Annotated in this window: 11 protein-coding genes; 5 read left to right on the forward strand and 6 right to left on the reverse strand. The window is 59.6% G+C overall.

Annotation, left to right across the window (positions count from 1 at the left end):
* The first annotated feature begins 26 nt into the window (after positions 1–26).
* The 5 genes from queC (at position 27) to A7317_RS29130 (ending at position 4,958) form a co-directional block, all read left to right on the forward strand.
* The gene (gene queC / locus A7317_RS29115) at positions 27–665 is read left to right on the forward strand and encodes a 7-cyano-7-deazaguanine synthase QueC (RefSeq protein WP_172831365.1); all 639 of its coding nucleotides are present in this window, start codon (positions 27–29) and stop codon (positions 663–665) included.
* On the forward strand, positions 662–1,900 hold the full coding sequence (locus tag A7317_RS30935; protein WP_216639835.1) for a DUF6884 domain-containing protein: 1,239 nt from the start codon (positions 662–664) through the stop codon (positions 1,898–1,900). The genes queC and A7317_RS30935 overlap by 4 nt, the downstream gene beginning before the upstream one ends.
* An 8-nt stretch (positions 1,901–1,908) precedes the next feature.
* Positions 1,909–3,576 (forward strand): SIR2 family protein, encoded by a 1,668-nt coding sequence (locus tag A7317_RS29120; protein WP_069077312.1) that lies wholly within the window; start codon positions 1,909–1,911, stop codon positions 3,574–3,576.
* Positions 3,563–4,042 (forward strand): nucleoside 2-deoxyribosyltransferase, encoded by a 480-nt coding sequence (locus A7317_RS29125; RefSeq protein ID WP_081329270.1) that lies wholly within the window; start codon positions 3,563–3,565, stop codon positions 4,040–4,042. Before A7317_RS29120 ends, A7317_RS29125 begins: the two co-directional genes overlap by 14 nt.
* A 538-nt stretch (positions 4,043–4,580) precedes the next feature.
* Complete coding sequence (locus tag A7317_RS29130; protein WP_069077313.1) at positions 4,581–4,958, forward strand: hypothetical protein; 378 nt, start codon at positions 4,581–4,583, stop codon at positions 4,956–4,958.
* On the opposite strand, the gene pbpC is transcribed toward A7317_RS29130, so the two are convergent.
* The 6 genes from pbpC to A7317_RS29160 form a co-directional block, all read right to left on the reverse strand.
* Positions 4,955–7,252, reverse strand: a complete 2,298-nt coding sequence (gene pbpC, locus A7317_RS29135) for a penicillin-binding protein 1C (RefSeq protein WP_069077314.1) — start codon at positions 7,250–7,252, stop codon at positions 4,955–4,957. The two genes, A7317_RS29130 and pbpC, sit on opposite strands and share 4 nt — an antisense overlap.
* Complete coding sequence (locus A7317_RS29140) at positions 7,233–13,040, reverse strand: alpha-2-macroglobulin (RefSeq protein WP_069077315.1); 5,808 nt, start codon at positions 13,038–13,040, stop codon at positions 7,233–7,235. The genes pbpC and A7317_RS29140 overlap by 20 nt, the downstream gene beginning before the upstream one ends.
* A 149-nt stretch (positions 13,041–13,189) precedes the next feature.
* Complete coding sequence (locus A7317_RS29145) at positions 13,190–14,122, reverse strand: phosphatidate cytidylyltransferase (protein ID WP_024078218.1); 933 nt, start codon at positions 14,120–14,122, stop codon at positions 13,190–13,192.
* Between the two features lies 1 nt (position 14,123).
* Positions 14,124–14,744, reverse strand: coding sequence for a lysophospholipid acyltransferase family protein (locus A7317_RS29150; RefSeq protein WP_024078217.1), 621 nt, complete (start codon positions 14,742–14,744; stop codon positions 14,124–14,126).
* Positions 14,745–14,753: 9 nt separating this feature from the next.
* Entirely contained in the window at positions 14,754–15,197 is a 444-nt protein-coding gene (locus A7317_RS29155) for a hypothetical protein (protein ID WP_024078216.1), read from the reverse strand.
* Entirely contained in the window at positions 15,187–16,482 is a 1,296-nt protein-coding gene (locus A7317_RS29160; RefSeq protein ID WP_024078215.1) for a phosphatase PAP2/dual specificity phosphatase family protein, read from the reverse strand. Before A7317_RS29160 ends, A7317_RS29155 begins: the two co-directional genes overlap by 11 nt.
* Between the last annotated feature and the right edge of the window lies 1 nt (position 16,483).

Below are 16,483 nucleotides of genomic sequence, written 5' to 3' on the forward strand. Positions count from 1 at the left end.
AGAAATCGGTGGAAACGGAGCACGAAGTGGAAAAGGAAAAACGGAAGATTGTCGTGCTGCATAGCGGTGGGCTGGACTCTACTGTCTGCGTACTACTCGCACAATCGCGTGGGCATGAGGTCGTTAGCCTCGGAGTCAGCTACAACCAGCATCATCACGTCGAGCTGGACTATGCAGCGGCCCAGTGCGCTCGCTTCGGCATTGAGCGAAAGATTGTGTCGGTCGCTTGGAGCAAGCCCGTACGTGAGATCCCAAAAAACCGCTCCATGGCAGAAATTAAGAAGGGGATTTCGAGTGCCTTCCTTCCAGGCCGCAATGGGATTTTCCTCATGCTGGCTGCGGCCGAAGCAGCGGGGATAGGCGCTGACGAAGTATGGACGGGAATCAACTCGATTGATTTCTCCGGCTATCCTGACTGCCGCCCCGAGTTCATCGAAAGTTTCAGAGAGATGCTCTCATACGCTATTCCCAAAGGGCCAAAGCTTTCCGCGCCGCTGCAAAAGAAGTCGAAGCCTCAGATCGCCAAGCTCGCCCACCGTCTGGGCCTGCAGCGCCATGACACATGGAGCTGCTACAGGCCAAAAATTGCAGAGGCCGGATTCGTACCATGCGGCGCGTGCGACGCGTGCAAACTCCACGAGTTCGCGTGGCAGGGCATTAAGTGACGGAGTTTTTGGAGAAGGCCCGCGTGAATACAGTTTGTTTGGTCGCTTGTACCAGTAGAAAGGGTGATCAACCGGCAACAGCTGAGTTTATCTACCGGTCACCGCTCTTTTTTGCTGCGCGCAGCTACGCTCAACGGCGTGCCGATCAATGGTTTATTCTTTCTGCGAAGCATGGACTGCTGTCTCCCGAGGAAGTAATTAACCCTTACAATGAGTCGCTCCTAGAACAAAGCGAGACGCAACGACAAGCATGGGCTGCAGATGTCCGTAGTGCCTTAAATGCGCGCGTGCCCACAGGGGGGCGTGTCATATTTTTGGCGGGATCTGCATATCGTTCGTATCTTGCTCCTGCATTCGAGGCAGACGGCCGTGAAACTGCAGCTCCGATGTCGGCGCTGGGGATTGGTAGCCAGGTATCTTGGCTGCAGAAAGTCGAAAGCGAACACGCACGCCTGTGCTACATTGACCGCTTTTACGCGCTTCTTGAGCGTGTCGCAGCTTTGAATACCGGCTTGGGTCGGAAACTATCTCAGCAGACGGCTGCATCGGTTAGACACAAACGCGGCATCTACTTTTTCTTTGAAGATGGCGAGATGCGTATGACCTCACCGTTCGAGCACCGAGTTGTTCGAATCGGCACTCATGCGGTAAGTGTGGGATCGAAGGCCACCCTTTGGAACCGCCTCCGTACGCATCGTGGGGGAGGCAACGGTCTTGGTAATCACCGCGGATCAATTTTTCGCCTTCACGTGGGCGAATCCCTAATAAGGCGTGGCGCGCTTGAGCCAAACTTCCCTACTTGGGGCAAGGGACAGTCTGCATCGACCGACGTTCGCTCTGCAGAAGAACAGATTGAACTAGCAGTCTCCGAGCACATTGGAGGTATGGAAGTAGTATGGCTGGAGGTGCCAGACATATCGTCGGCTGATAGTGATCGCGGTTATTTGGAAAGGAATTTCATTGCACTCCTGGCAGGCCCAACGGGGCCATTAGACCTACCAAGTGGAAAGTGGCTCGGCCGCTGGAGCACACGCGAAGCCGTCAAAAGCTCAGGGCTCTGGAACGTAAATCATGTGTACGAGACATTTGATGCAACGTCCCTAGACGTATTTGAACAACACATTGAAGTCGCCGAGGGACTACGTGCTAGAACAGAACAGTCTTTAGCGCCAAATGGATGGCGCCTGCGCATCAAAGAGCGTGAAAACGCGAGCGGACAAATTGATTTACTATAGGGCTGAGCATGGTCAAGGAAAACGATAAAGATAAGGATTTTTGCGATCTTCTGAAGCGGTACCCTCGCGCCATCGTGCATTTACGAGCACAAGTCCGCAAGCAACGCTTTGGCACAATCCTTGGAGCAGGAATCAGCGTTGATTTTGGTGCTCCGCAGTGGGGTAAGTTGATCAATGACATCGCTTCAGATCCCGCCGTGGACGCAAAAGATATAGTTGAAGGTAATGCGTTCAAGAGCATGGCAGCCCCCTACCAGACAGAAATTCTCTATCAAAAATTTCGAGCCGCGTTTTTTGAAAAAACGACGGATCTATCCCCAGCGGAACAGTTGAACACTGTAGCGGCGGAGTGGCTCACTATTTGTCAAAAATATTTATACAAGACACCACCGATCGACATAGCTGCTGAACTACCAAAACACTCCTATATGGAAGCGCTGATCCCACTAGTTCAAAATAGCGCGCTAACTATTAACTTTAACTTCGACGACTATCTAGAGCGCGCACTCGCGGTAAGAAAGCGCAATAAAGATAAGGGTAACCGCGGCTTCGAGGTTGTCACTGATCCGTGGCCACAATTTCGGCGACAAGACTGTGTGATTTATCATCTTCACGGATATGTTCCCGAAGGGCTTATGGAGAAAACTGTCGACCGTTTTGTATTTTCAGAGGCTTCGTATTCAAAGCAATATGTAGGCTCTCGGGGTCACGACTCGTCATTTCTTTTGGCTCACTTAGCTAGAAATACCTGCCTGCTAATCGGCTGTTCACTAGAGGCAGAACTTAGAAATGTTTTAATGCGAGGCGCCGAGACAAATCCCGGAAACTTTCACTACTATTGTCATTGGATTCAAAATAGGGAAACCCTTTCCGAAATCGAACAACAGCTAATTTCCGAGACAAATTTCAAAGTCTATAATCTAATAACGCTTTTTTTAACATCTTCAGAAGTTAGATTGCTACTAAAACTAATAAATGAGGATGCTATTTCTGACGGCAAACTTAGTGACCTGGCGACACGCAGCGGCACTCCTCTGCAATACACTTTCTATATGACTGGCGCCCTAGGAGTTGGTAAGAGTACGACTACCAGTCATCTCCGCAACCTGAACGTTTTGGACGAGTGGCTCGAACCTCGGCCCGATGTGTTAGGTATCCCGTGGGACAAACTGACGGAAGAGGAGAAAGTTTTCACAGACAACTGGATCGCAGATCAATTTACGAAAAAAAATGACACGCTTCGGTATGAGAAACAAGCCGTAATCAGTGTTGTTGACCGTCCACCGCTTGACCCATTAGTTTTCACGGCTAGTAATGAGAGATCCGCCAAGGCAGAATTCCTAGCGAATCACATATGCCCTGATGATGGACACGGCGGCTACGGTATCGAAAAAGGCGTCGTCATCCTGTTGCTAGGTGATCCCAAAGAGCTGTCGGCCCGAGTACGTGCCACAGGCAGGGATAAATATACTGAGAAGAAACTGGAGGCTATGCAGAAGGACATGAGGGATCTATACGAACCCATGCCGGGCACCATCACAATCGATACTCAGTTTATGGGTATTGCGGAGCTAACGAAGCGAGTCGCCGAAGTCATACACCGCCAGAAATACGAGCCGGCGGATCTGACTCAAAAGCTGCGGAGCTACATAGGAGCAAACAGTGGATCTGTTTGATCACAATCGGCCGCTTGTGTACCTCGCGGCCCCCCTTTTTTCAGAAGCCGAACTTGACTTCAATCTCGCTCTAACGGAACGAATTGAGGCAAGCTTGGATGTCTATCTACCACAGAGAGACGGCGGCAAACTCGTTGATTTGCTGGCTTGTGGTGTAGAAAAGCGAGCAGCCTACAAGTCGATTTTTGACCGTGACGTGCGAGCTCTAGAGGCCGCATGTGCGGTAATAATCGTACTTGATGGACGTACGATCGATGAAGGCGCAGCGTTCGAGCTCGGGTACGCCTATGCTCAATCAAAGCTTTGCTTCGGCCTCCAAACCGATCCCCGACGTCTACTGCCGTCAGGAAATAATCCGATGATCGAAATGCCGCTGCAAAAGATTTTCCATAGTATCGAGAGTGCTGGCGAGTGGGCCGACTTGTTCGCTCGTTCTCAGATAAGGTCGATGTCGCGCAGGCACTAGGCTACTTCGCGGGTGAACCTCCGTGTGTGCTGCCAGTGGGCGGTGGTTATGCTGGTGGGGGGTAGGCGTTCCTACCCGAGTCGATTACATGAGTGCACGATGACGGAGTGGCTCAATGCTACCGGTGCAATATATCCTGCTGACTATAATTTATAGTCGGTAGGATATATTCGGATATTAACTCTGGACCGGGATGGCGGTGCACTATAAAAGGTGCGTTGCTTCCAAAAGAGTGGCCTCTCCATCGGACACGTCGACGACGTTATAGATTCTCAACCGTCATAATTCCAATGTGCTCGCGCTCGGCGCATTTTTGTTTTTTATGAATAAAACGTTTTAAAATCAATTGTCTGCATGTTCTAGACAGACTTTATTTAGTAGGTCGAACGGCAACGCCCCATAAAAATGGCGTTGCGACAGACTTTATTTCTGATCAGCCCACCGGCTAGCCCTTGTAATTTCTGGGCGCGATCCGACAGACTTTATTCCGTGGGATCACAACCGGGTCTCCAGGCCCCCGCGAAAGGACACGCCTTCGATGAACACCCCCTCGCAAATCCACAAGCGTTTGAACAACCGCCGATTCACCGTCGCCAACAACACCCACGGGCTATCCGGCGCGGGCACGGTGTTTCATTACCTGGTTGAGGGCGATGCGGTTTCCGGTACGTACCAAGGCGGTCGAATTCGCTTGGGTACGCAGGTTGGGCGCGTCACAGGTCCAGACTCTATCGAGCTGTTGTATCAGTGCCTGACGCTGGAAGGTGAACTGCTGGCCGGCTGGTCGCGAGGCATCGTCGGTGTGGATGCTGTCGGGCGTACCACGCTGAGTTTCGTGTGGGGGTGGTTGTCGGGGGCGACAGGAGGTGGGGAGTCGAACTATGTGGAGATCGCAGAGGGTGATGGCCACACCTAAGGCACAAACTCCACCCTCAACCCCCGGCTCACACTCCGTCCCTGATCATCACTGACCCGCAACCGATACTCGCCCGACTTGCCCGGCCGCCAGTTCAAGGTGGCTTGTGGCGGGCCCTGGCCGATCAGGGTTTGGTCGGCGAACCAGTAAAGCGTCGTCGCATCGCTGGCCGCGTTCGCGTTCAGCGGGATGCTTTCCTGGGGTTGGGACAGGCGCAACTGATAACTCACTTGCGTCAGGGGCGAGCGGATCTGTGGGGCTTCGCTCTGGTCGCTGATGCGGTTGGGCTGGCAGTTTTTCATCACGCCGGGCGGCGTGCGCCGGGGCAGGCCGGCGGCGCGGTACAGGCGCTGTATGTCGCTGGGCCAGAATTCGAAGACTTCTTCGCGGGTGTACTGTGGATCGAACGGCGGGCAGGCGGCCTTGCCGGTGCGGGTGTCGATCAGCACCGGGCGATGCAGGTTGGACACGCGAATCGGCGAGACGCCGGGGATGTACCAGGTCTTGCGGGTTTGCGGGCACCAGCGGTTGGGTAACTCGCCGGACGCGGCGCACACGTCGATGCGCACCAGCCCGGCGGGCGGCTTGTCGGGCTTGATGACGGTGTTGGGCAAGGCCAGGGGCAGGGCATCGGCGATGCGGAAAAACAGCGGCGCGGCGGTCTTGGCGCCAATAAACGCGGGGTTCGGGCGACCGTCGAAGTTGCCCACCCACACCACCAGCACATAGGGGCCCACCAGGCCGGCGCTCCAGGCATCGTGAAAACCCCACGAGGTACCGGTCTTCCAGGCAGTGCGCCAGTGGCGGCCGGGCAGGCCATCCGGGCGCGGGTTGCGTCGCAGCATGTCGCGCACCATAAAGGCGGCCTGGGGCGTGAGCAGCGCCGCTCCGGTGGTTTGCGGCTGTTCCTGTAAATAGCGCAAGGGTCGCAAATGACCGTCACCGGCCAGCATCACGTACAGCCGCGCCAGTTCCTCCGGGGTCATCTCACCCCCACCCAGCGCCAGCGCCAGGCCGTAATGGCTCTCGTTGCGCAGGCCCTTGATGCCCGCCTGTTGCAGTAATCCGTAGAGCGAGGGCGATTTCACCTGGCTGGCCAGCCACACGGCCGGGATATTACGGCTACGGATCAACGCATCGCGCGCCGTCAGTGGCCCGACAAAACTGCCGTCGAAATTTTCCGGTTGGAAGTAGCCGAAACTACTGGGCAGGTCCTTGAGGATGCTCATGGGGTGGATCACCCCTTGGTCCAGCGCCAGCCCATACAGAAACGGCTTCAGGGTCGACCCAGGCGAGCGGCGCGACAACACGCCGTTAACTTGGCCGTGGATGCCTGTGGATAAATAATCCGCCGAACCCACCAGCGCCTTGACGCTCTGGTCGCGACTGTCGATCAGGATGGCGGTGGCGTTTTCCACACCGGTGCTGCGCCGCTCGGCGATAAACCCGCTGATCAGGCGCTCGAGCAATTGCTGCAAGGGCAGGTTGAGGGTGCTGTTGAGTTCGTTACCCGGTTGGGACGCGAGCAGTTGTTCGCTCAGGTGCGGTGCCAGGAACGGAATCTGCTGGCGGTTGCGTGCTTCCAGGGGCAAGTCCAGCAAACTGTCGTTACGCGCGTCCTGTGGATAAGTACTCCGCCAGTCATTCATCAAGCGCAGCCGTGCGTTTTGCAGCGAGGGGCCGAAGCGCGCACGCCTTCCCGGCTGTTGCGGGATCACTGCCAGCGCCAGGGCCTCGGATAACGAAAGCTGCGCCGCTGACTTGCCAAAATAGATGCGACTGGCCGCCTCCGCGCCTTCGATATTGCCGCCCATGGGGGCCAGGTTCAGGTAGGCCTCCAGGATGTCGTGCTTGCTGTAGCGCGCTTCCAGCCACAACGCCAAGGCCATCTGCTGCAATTTGCCCGGCACCTGGCGCGTATTGAGGTCCCATAGGCGCCGCGCCAGTTGCATGCTCAAGGTCGAGCCACCCTGGCGCTGCCCGCCGCTGTAGGTGGCCATGGCCGCGCGCAGCAGCGCCGGGGGATTGATCCCCGGGTGCCAATAGAAATTGCGGTCTTCCTTGAGCAGCAAGGCTTCGACCAATGACGGCGAGATCCGCTCCAGCGGCAGCCAGAGGCGGTATTGCCCATCATCCGCCAGGGTCATGCGCAGCAGTGAGCCATCGTCAGCCAGTACCACCCTGGAGGACGTTACCGCCTGTTCCAGCGGGGCATGGGGCCAAAGCCGCAACCCCGCCAGTACCACCGCCGCTGCGAGCAGCGGCGTCAGGCACTTAAGGCTTGGTAATTTCAAGCTGGCCTACTTTGCCACGCCCTTGCAGGGTGGTTTCGTACATACCTTCGGCGTAGGCCGGTGGTGTATTAAAGGTGCCGGCGTTGGTGGCGCGCACGCGGTAGACGAAGGTGCCGGCATCGCGCAACGCGGTGCCGTACAACACCACCCGATCATCGCGTACATCCACATAATCCGGCTGCCAGTTGCTCAACGCGGTCTCGCCGATCGGCGCTTGCCAGGTGTCGGCTTCCTGGTTGTCTTCGACGTATTCAGACTCTTCGCCTTCACCTTCGCTGTCCTCGCCGCTGGCGGTTTCCGGCTCCGGCGGCAAGTTATACACAGGCTCGACGCCACCGGGCAGCAGGTCAACCACGGCCACTTGCTGCACCTGATCGCGATCCGTTGCGCGCAGGCGCAGGCGTACGAGGAATTCGTCGCCCACCGCGACCTTGCTCACCGGCTCGCCTTTGAGGTCAAGGTACTCGTGGATGATTTCCAGGCCGTTGTTGATGGGCTTGAGCTTGGAGCCCTTATCGAAACCGGCTTCGCTGAGCATGTAGAACGCTGCCGGGCCTTCGGTTTTTTCCATCAGCAGTTTTTGCGTACCCACGGGCACGGCGGCACGCGGTGGCTGGCCGGCCATCTCCAGTAATTGTTGCTGTTTTTCACCCAGCCACGCGGTGGCCTTGAGGGTCATGTCGCTTTGCGCGCGCTGGCCATAGTTGTCCAAGGCCCGCAGGAGCAGGGCGGCCGAGAGTGAGTTGTAGCGCTGTTCATTCAGGCGCTTGCCGAGTTTATCCAGCAACGCCGTAGGTACCTCGTCAAGCAGCTCGGGGAAGTGCCGAGCCAGCAGGTGCAAGTGTTCGGCATCGTGCACCAGCGGGTCGTAATAAAGGCCGTCGCTGTCCCACTTATCCACAAGCGAACGCCATGGGATTTTGCGCAACAACGTATCGGCCTGGCGATCCTGCTTGAGCAGCTTGTAGCTGGCGGCCAGGTAGGCGGCACCGAGGTCGTTCTGCCAGCTATCCTTGAAGGTGCTTTCGTAGCGTTCGCGGATATCGCTCAAGGCGCCACTGACGAGAATCCCCTGACGGCTCAGCAGGTAACTGGCGTAGGCACGGTTGCGCAATTCCGACAGGCCTTCGCTCGGGCCGTTGGCCAGGTCCGTCAGATAGGCATTGGCTCGCACCAACAGGTCTTCCGGTACTGGCAGCCCGCGCTCCTTGGCCTCGATCAGGAAGTCGGTGGCGTACAGGCTGGCGTAGGGCGCTACATCCGGGTTGGCCGCCCATAAACCAAAGCCGCCGGCCTGGTTCTGGCGTTGGCGCAGCATGCGCACCGCGCTGCCGAAGGCTTGCTCGGCCTCTGGCGCCGTACCGCCCCAGATCAACGCTGGCATGGCCTTGGACACCAGTTGTTCGGTGCAGGCATAGCCATAATCATCCAGGTACTGCTTGAGGCCATTGGCCCACACTAACGGGGAGGCCGCCACACCCACCTGTACATCGCGCAGTTGGTTGAACAGTTCGCGGGTGGGCTTGAGCTCTTTGCTGGCGCTGTCGAAACGTCCCAGGCTCAGGGCCACGCGATGCTCACTCAGGGGGCGGATCGACGTGGTTTCCGCCACTTGGATACGCTTGCCGTCCGGCAGCACCGCGACAAAGCGCAGATCCGCCGAGCCGAGGTGCTCGCCGACCTTGATCTTGAACTCGGCGGTACCCTCCTTGCGCGGTTGCAGTGACAAGGTTGTGCCCTTGCCGCCCTTGACTACCAGTCCGTCGCTGGTCTGCACTTCAAACTTCACATCCGCCGCGGCATCCAGGTTGCTGAACACCCCGGCACTCACGTTGAACACATCCCCCGGCGCGACAAAGGCCGGTACGTTGGGGGTAATGACGATCGGCCCGCGTACTTCGGTGTTGGCCTCGCTGACACCGACGCTGTCAGCATCCACGGCCACCGCAAACAGGTGCAGCTTGCCATTGAAGCTGTCTGGCACCTGGTAATGCAGCACGCTTTCACCGGCGGGCAGGTCCACCAGCCCGGACCACCAGGCCACAGGCGGCTGATGTTTGCGCTTGAACGGGTTGAGGTGATTGGCCAGGGCGCCTTCGGTATCGCCACCGGGCGCGGCCCCACTGAGCAGGCGGCTGAATTCCGGCAGGATCAGGTCAAGGATCTGACTGGTGCCGACCTCCAGTGCACGCTTCTGGAAGAAGAAGCCCAACGGGTCCGGCGTCTGGTAGCGCGCTACTTGCAGGATCCCTTCGTCCACCGCGTAGACCACCGCCCGGCCCGGGCGGTCGGCGGTGACCTTGATATCCAGGGTCTGCCCCGGCTCGATCTTCGCCGGGCCTTCCACCTTCAGCGCCATGCGCCGTGCGTCGAGGTTGATGCTGAACGGCACCACGCCATAGGACAGCGGGCTCATGTACACCTCGGCCGAACCCATGTCGCGTACAAACTGCACGTTGACGTAGGCATTGCCCTCAAGCCCTGCGGGAACGCGGATATGTTGCACGCTGTTGGTGCTGTCGGCCTTGAACCATTGCTGGGTATAGACCTTGTCGCGTTCGATGGTGATCAGGCCCGCACCGGTATACGGCGCACGAATGCTGATCGCGATCTCATCCCCGGTGGCGTAGCTGCGTTTATCCAGGCGCAGTTGCAGCTCGGCGTTGCGTTCCAGGGAGCGCGAAGTGTTGCCACGCCCGGCCACGCTGTAGTCGATCTGGTTGAGCAGGTTGCCGTTGGCATCCTTGAGTTGCAGGGTGAAATCGCCCGGCGTGGCGGTGTTCAGTGTCTGCTTGGCGCCTTCCTGGGTCATGACCACCGGCGAGGCCGGCTGGCTGATGTTCTTGATGCGCGACTCGTATTTGTAGGTGCCGTTGGACTGCTTGACCAGCACCGAGACGTAGCGGTGCTCGACCACTTCGCTGGTCAGGCCATCCACCGCCAGCGGCGTGAGGTCCGGCGCCACGGCCAGCCAGTGCACCTGGCGGGGAGCGTCTTTGGCGACATACGACAGTGAGTCCTGACTTTTCACACCGACCAGATAGGGCGCGGACGACACCAGCAACGCACTTTGCGCCGCCACGTTACGTCCACCTTCGGCTTCAAATACCTGGGTCATCACTTGCAGGCGGTAGGTGCTGTTGGCAAAGCGTTGCAGGTTGAGGTCAAGCAGCGCCTGGCCGTTATCGTCGACGGTGGTCTCGGCCAGGTCTTCGGTGCTGGCCTCGTCCAGCGAGTTGTTGAGGCGGAAGCGATAATCGGGGTAGCGATCGAAGGCTGCCAGCGTCGGGCTCAGGGACATTTTCGCGGTGACGCGACGGCCGGACGCCGGGGCCCCGAACAGGTGCATCGCGGTGACTTTGGCCACCACCTGGTCCGGTGGAATCCAGCCCAGCACCGGGGTGTCATGCAGGCTGAGGCTGACCTTCATACGGTCCGGCTCGAAATCGCGAACCTTGAAGCTGACGCTGCCCAGGTCTGTGCGGGTCTGCTTCTGGCCGATCAACTGCAAGGTGGCGGTGTAATCCCCGGCGGGGGCGGTCTCGCTGCTGGGGAAATCAAAGGCTTCAAAGCCGCTGGTGGACAGCTTCAGCGGTTGGCGAATCACTTCCAGGCCGCGTGGGTCGGTGATCTGCAGTTCCACCGGCAGGCCCTGCAGGGCGCCTTTCCAGTTGCCGCTGCGTACGATCATGCCCAGGTGCGCGGTTTCACCGGGCCGGTACAGGCCACGGTCGGTGAATAAGTAGGCGCTGAGACGATCAATCGCACCGTCCTCTTCCAGGCCGCCGACATCGAAGCGCGATAGATCCAACTGCTGGGACTGACGGGCAATCGGCAGGAAGGATTGGTCATTGCCACGGCTGACCACATACATCAGCGGCGTTTTCTCACGGCGCAGTTCATCGAGCTTGGCGAAATGCGCGTGGCCTTCGTTATCGGTGTGGCCGCTGGCGACCGGCAAACCGTTACGCCCGATGATATCGACCTGGGCGTCGGCGACCGGCGAGCCATTGCCGATGGACTGTACATACACATCATGGCTGCCGTCGCTGGAGCGTTTGGCGATGATCCCCAGGTCCGTGACCACGATAAAGCGCAGGTCGCTGGTACTGCTGCGCGAATAATCGAAGGTGCGTTCGGCCGGTTCATCCTGCGGGCTGAGCTTGAGCACGAAGATGCCGCGACGACCGCCGTTGGCGGTGAGGTAATGGCTGAGGTCGACGTTGTCATAGACGGTTTTCGCCGGGTCATTGGACGACAGCGGAATATCCAGCGCCTGACGCTCGACCATGCGATCGAAATACTCGTTGCCGAAGTTAGGCCGGGCGAAGCTGCCGCTGCTTTGGTCGACCAGATGCTGCAATTGGTTGGGCAGCAGGCGCGCGATTTCCACATGGGCACCCGGCACGCCACGGGCCATGAAACCCAGGCGTTTTTCGCCGTTGAGGCTGAGCAGGGCGCCGTCGGAGAGGAACTGCAAGGTGCGCGGATACGCCGGCATGCTGATCAGGGACGCTGTGGGGTTTTTCGCCAGGTAGCCGCCGATGGCTTCCAGGTTGGCGGGCACTCGCACATACAGCGCTCGACCGGCCGGGGCCTTGAACTTGAAGGCGTGCAGGGTGTTGAGCGGCTCGACGCTGGGCACGTGGGTCAGGTTGACCTTGGTGCTGCGGGCGAGCAGGGCATCGTCGATATCGTTGCTGTTATAGGGGCGGGTGTCGTCCTGGGCTTTTTCCGGCAACAGCCAGGCCTGGACCTTATTGGCGATGGTGTCATCGGCTACGGCACTGGAACTGCTGAACATCAGCACCGGCTCCGGTTCGCCGCGTTCGTTGTCCACAAAGCTGACTTCGGCGCCGGTAAAGGTCAGGCGATAACGACCCGGTACGGTGACTTCCGCCACCAGCGGTGCGGTGCTGGCGTTACCGCCGTCGCGGGCCTTGATGCCTTCATCGAGCTTGGCGCTGACAGGCGTGCTTTCCAGCGGGGTAGCCAAGGCGGCAGAGCGCACGAAGGCGTTGAGCTTGGTGTCGTCGAAGGTTATTTCCGGGCGGTTGGGCAGCTGTGCATCGCGGTAGGCCAAGCCTTTTCCTAGGGCGACCGATACGCGCTTGCGCACGCTTTCTTCATCAACCGGGTGGGAAAAACGGAAGGTCGCTACCAGTTGTTTCAGGGTTGGGTTGGATGGGTCCTGGTACAGCTCGTTTTGCGCCAGGCTGGCGCGGAACGGCTGGGTGGAGAATTGGCTACTGTACTGGCTGAGCAACACGCCGTCGGCCAGCAGGCTTTTCTTCGCCAGGTCGAGGGTGTAGTGGGCGTCAACGGGCCAGTCTTTTTCCGGCACAAACACCAGGCTGCGATCATCCGACCAACGCCACGTGCCTGCTATCGCAGGTTTGAGGCTGATGCCCTCGTTCACGGGTTTGCCGATGGCGGCCAACGGTGCCACGGATTCGGCAAAGCGCACCTGCAGGTTATCCACAACCGGTGGCTGCTGGGTGTAGTCGGTCAGGTTGGGTTTATGCAGCGAATAGCCCACGGTGTGGGGCTGCGGCAGGTGGGTGTACCAGTGCCAGCCATAGAAAGCCGCGGCGGCCAGCAGCACCAGGCCCAATACGCCGGCACCGGCCTGGCGCGGATAAGCGCGGGCTTTGTTGCCCAGGTTCGCCAGGCCGCGGCCAATGGCACGCAGCCATAGCGGCGGATGCCATTGACCGAAAACGGCCCCCACCACAGTCAGAAACACACCGACAACACGACGGCTGATGGCTTTGAGCGAATCGAACATGGTGAGCATCCCTGGCTAAGTGCGGCGTATCTTACACGCGTCTTTGATACAAAAGATGACACCGATACGCCGCACGGCGGGGATGTTTACCGGGTCAGCGGGGCCCCTCCCACATTTTGATCGTCATTGGGCTTGAGAGGGGTGTGGGGTCAGGTCCACCAGTAGCGTACGAGGTGAAAGAAGATGGGGGCGGCGAAACACACCGAATCCAGCCGATCCAGCATGCCGCCGTGCCCTTCGATCATATGGCCCCAGTCCTTGACCCCGCGGTCGCGCTTGATTGCCGACATGACGATGCCGCCGGCGAAGCCGAGCAGGTTGATCAGCAGGGCGATCAAAAACGACTGCCATGGGTTGAACGGCGTGGTCCACCATAGTGCCGCGCCGATCAGGGAGGACAGCAAGATCCCGCCGACAAAGCCTTCCACGGTTTTCGACGGTGACAGGTTGGGCGCTATCTTGTGTTTGCCGAACAGCTTCCCGCACACGTACTGCAGCACGTCCGACAGTTGCACCACGATCACCAGGTACGCGATCAGCAGCAGGTTACGGCCTTCGTAGCCGGGGATATCGAGGGTCAGCAGGGCGGGCACGAAGGACACGCAGAACACCGCGATCATCAGGCCCCATTGCACCTTCGACGCGCGTTCCAGGAAGTGCGTGCTGTCGCCGCCGAGGGAGGCGAGGATCGGCAGCAGCAGGAACACGTATACCGGGATGAAAATGGAGAACAGGCCGTACCAGTCGGCATAGATCAGCAGGTATTGCAGCGGCAGGGCCAGGTAGAACGCGGCCACCAGGGCCGGGTAGTCGCTGCGCCGGGTGGGGGTGAGGGTCAGGAATTCGCGCAGTGCATAGAACGACACCGCGTAGAACAGCAGGATCACCGCGCCGGTACCCAGCCAGAAGGCAATGCCGATCACGACCACCATCACCCACCAGGCGTTGATGCGCGCGTTGAGGTTGTCGATCACCGCATTCGGCGCGCCACGGCTGCGCAGCTTGAGGATCAGGCCGATCAGCGAGGCGAGTACCAGGATCGCGCCGATCCCGCCGAACAACATCAGGGTTTGGCTAGCCATGTCAGGAGTGCTCCGGGGCGAGGGCGAGCAGGGCGTCGCGGGTACGGGCCAGGAACAGCGCCTTGTCTTCGCCTTCCTCCAGTTGCAGCGGTGCACCGAAGCTGGTGGTGCATAGCAGCGGCAGTGGCAGCACACGACCCTTGGGCATGACCCGGTTGAGGTTGGCGATCCACACCGGGATCAACTCAGCCTGTGGGTAACTTTTTGCCAGGTGGTACAAGCCGCTTTTGAACGGCAGCAGGCCGTCTTCCAGGTTGCGCGTGCCTTCGGGAAAGATGATCAGCGAGTCCCCGCCTTCCAGCGCGGTGAGCATGGGTTGCAAGGGGTTATCCACAGGGTCCTTGCGTTCGCGGTCGATCAACACGCCGTTGAATACGCGGTTGATGATGTAGCGGCGCAGTGCGCTTTTGTTCCAATAGTCGCTGCCGGCCACTGGGCGCGTGAATTTGCGCAGGTTCTGCGGCAACGACGCCCATAGCAACACGAAATCGCCGTGGCTGCTGTGGTTGGCGAAGTAGATGCGTTGCACCGGCACCGGTGCGCAGCCCAGCCACAGGCTACGAGCCCCGGTGACGGTGCGGGCCATCGAGGTAATCAGCGTGGCAACCACGGGTTCGAACATGGGGATTCCTTATCCTGCGAAAGGTAGCCAAGGGCTGGCGAGGATCACGGCCAGGGTCAGCAGCACTTGCGCGCCCAGTAGCCAGGCTTGTTTGCGCAACAGTTTGAGAGCACCGCGACGGCGTTCGGTCCAGGGTCGACCGGCGCGTTTGGGCGATTGCAGGCCGAGGGTTTGCAACGCCTGGTCGAGGTCCGGGGTGCGCTCGGTGTCGCGGGCCAGCAGGGCGAACAGGTCGGCGTCGAAGGCTACCCGCAGCGACCAGTACTTTTGCAGCAGGCCGAGGATAATCATCCACAGGCTGAGCAACAGGCAGATGGACGAAATGCTGGCGAGCAGCAGTTGCGCCAGGCCGAACAATACCCCCAGTAATGTCAGGCCTGTGGATAACTGATCCAGCGAACGGCCGCGGCGCAGCAGGCTGGCGACGACTTGGAGTTCCATATCAGCGGGCATGGAGCAGACCCTCCAACGCTTCACGGTGAGCAGGATGCAGGACCACTTGGTCCCGCGCTGTACGAATAATAGCCAGTGCTTCATCCACCGTGGCGGCGCGCCCGCTGTGCAGCAGCCAGGCGGCCATGGCGGTGGCGCTGCGCGAGTAACCGAGGGCGCAACACACCAGCAGCGGGCCGCTGGAGCGCAGGCGTTCGATGGCGTGTGCCGCTTGCAGGCATTCGGCGGCGGTTGGGGCGATCAAGTCCAGCACCGGAACGCATTGATAAGCGCCCTGTGGATTAATCGGCAGTTCGGCACACAGATCGACGATTGCCTTGAATGAAGCCTGCTCGTTCGTGGCAGGAATCCTTCCAAGCCACACGTTATCCACAATCCGGTCGGGCTGTGGATGCTGACGTGTCCACAGGCGTGAATTGATCCACGCGGCCGCCAGGTAGGGCGCATACAGCCAGCGAGCCGCCGGCGTGAGACGGCCATCGGCACGTTTCTGAAAGCCCGCCGCGCCGAGCACACAGTAATTGGCGTTGACCAGGGCCAGGGACACCGCCGGCCACAGCAGCCATAGCCACCACCCGCGCAGCACCCAGGCGAGGATCACCAGCGTCAGGGCGCCCAGGCCATAGCGCAGACCCAACCGCCAGCGCTTGGGGTCGCGGCTAAGCCGCGCATTCAGCAACGGGCTGGGATGTTCCAGCGGCCACAGCCACACACACAGCCAGCCGGCGAGGGCGCCTGTGGGTAAGTCAATAAAGTGGTGTTGATAAGTGGTCAGCACCGAAATACCGATCAACCCGAACCAAGCATGCACCACCCAGCGCCACACGCCCTGGGCATGGCGCTGGTACATGATCCACAGGATCACCAGCAGCGCGATATGCAGCGAGGGTGCCTGGTTGAACGGTTTGTCGAAACCCGCCAGCACGGCAAACAGCCAGCCGAACACGCCGTCCAGTTCCGGCCGCTCGAAGGTGAAGCGCAGTGGCCAGATCAAGAAGCAGCTCACGGCGATGACCTGGGCACTGAGCAGGCGCAGCGCATGTTGCTTCAGTTCATGGCGGGTACTGGGCAGCAGCAGTGAGAAGCCGTAGAGCAGGTCGATGGACCAGTAGGGCACGATGGTCCACGCCCAGAATGGCATATGGGTTTCCCAGCCGAACACCAGCGTGCCGACGTCGCTGCGCTGGCTGGTGACCCAGGTGGCGAAACCATAGGTGCTGAAAAACAGCGGCGCCAAGAGCAGCAGCCACAGGACAGCTGGCTTTAACAGGCCGGGTTCGCGCATG

The organism is Pseudomonas fluorescens, from assembly GCF_001708445.1.
GTDB classification, from domain to species: Bacteria; Pseudomonadota; Gammaproteobacteria; order Pseudomonadales; family Pseudomonadaceae; genus Aquipseudomonas; species Aquipseudomonas gorinensis.

Excerpts from the sequence above, each read along its gene's own strand:
- A7317_RS29145 (WP_024078218.1), bottom strand. The coding sequence starts at position 14,122 with ATGGCTAGCCAAACCCTGATGTTGTTCGGCGGGATCGGCGCGATCCTG.
- A7317_RS29130 (WP_069077313.1), top strand. The coding sequence starts at position 4,581 with ATGAACACCCCCTCGCAAATCCACAAGCGTTTGAACAACCGCCGATTC.
- A7317_RS29150 (WP_024078217.1), bottom strand. The coding sequence starts at position 14,744 with ATGTTCGAACCCGTGGTTGCCACGCTGATTACCTCGATGGCCCGCACC.
- A7317_RS29160 (WP_024078215.1), bottom strand. The coding sequence starts at position 16,482 with ATGCGCGAACCCGGCCTGTTAAAGCCAGCTGTCCTGTGGCTGCTGCTC.
- A7317_RS29120 (WP_069077312.1), top strand. The coding sequence starts at position 1,909 with ATGGTCAAGGAAAACGATAAAGATAAGGATTTTTGCGATCTTCTGAAG.
- A7317_RS29155 (WP_024078216.1), bottom strand. The coding sequence starts at position 15,197 with ATGCCCGCTGATATGGAACTCCAAGTCGTCGCCAGCCTGCTGCGCCGC.
- A7317_RS29140 (WP_069077315.1), bottom strand. The coding sequence starts at position 13,040 with ATGTTCGATTCGCTCAAAGCCATCAGCCGTCGTGTTGTCGGTGTGTTT.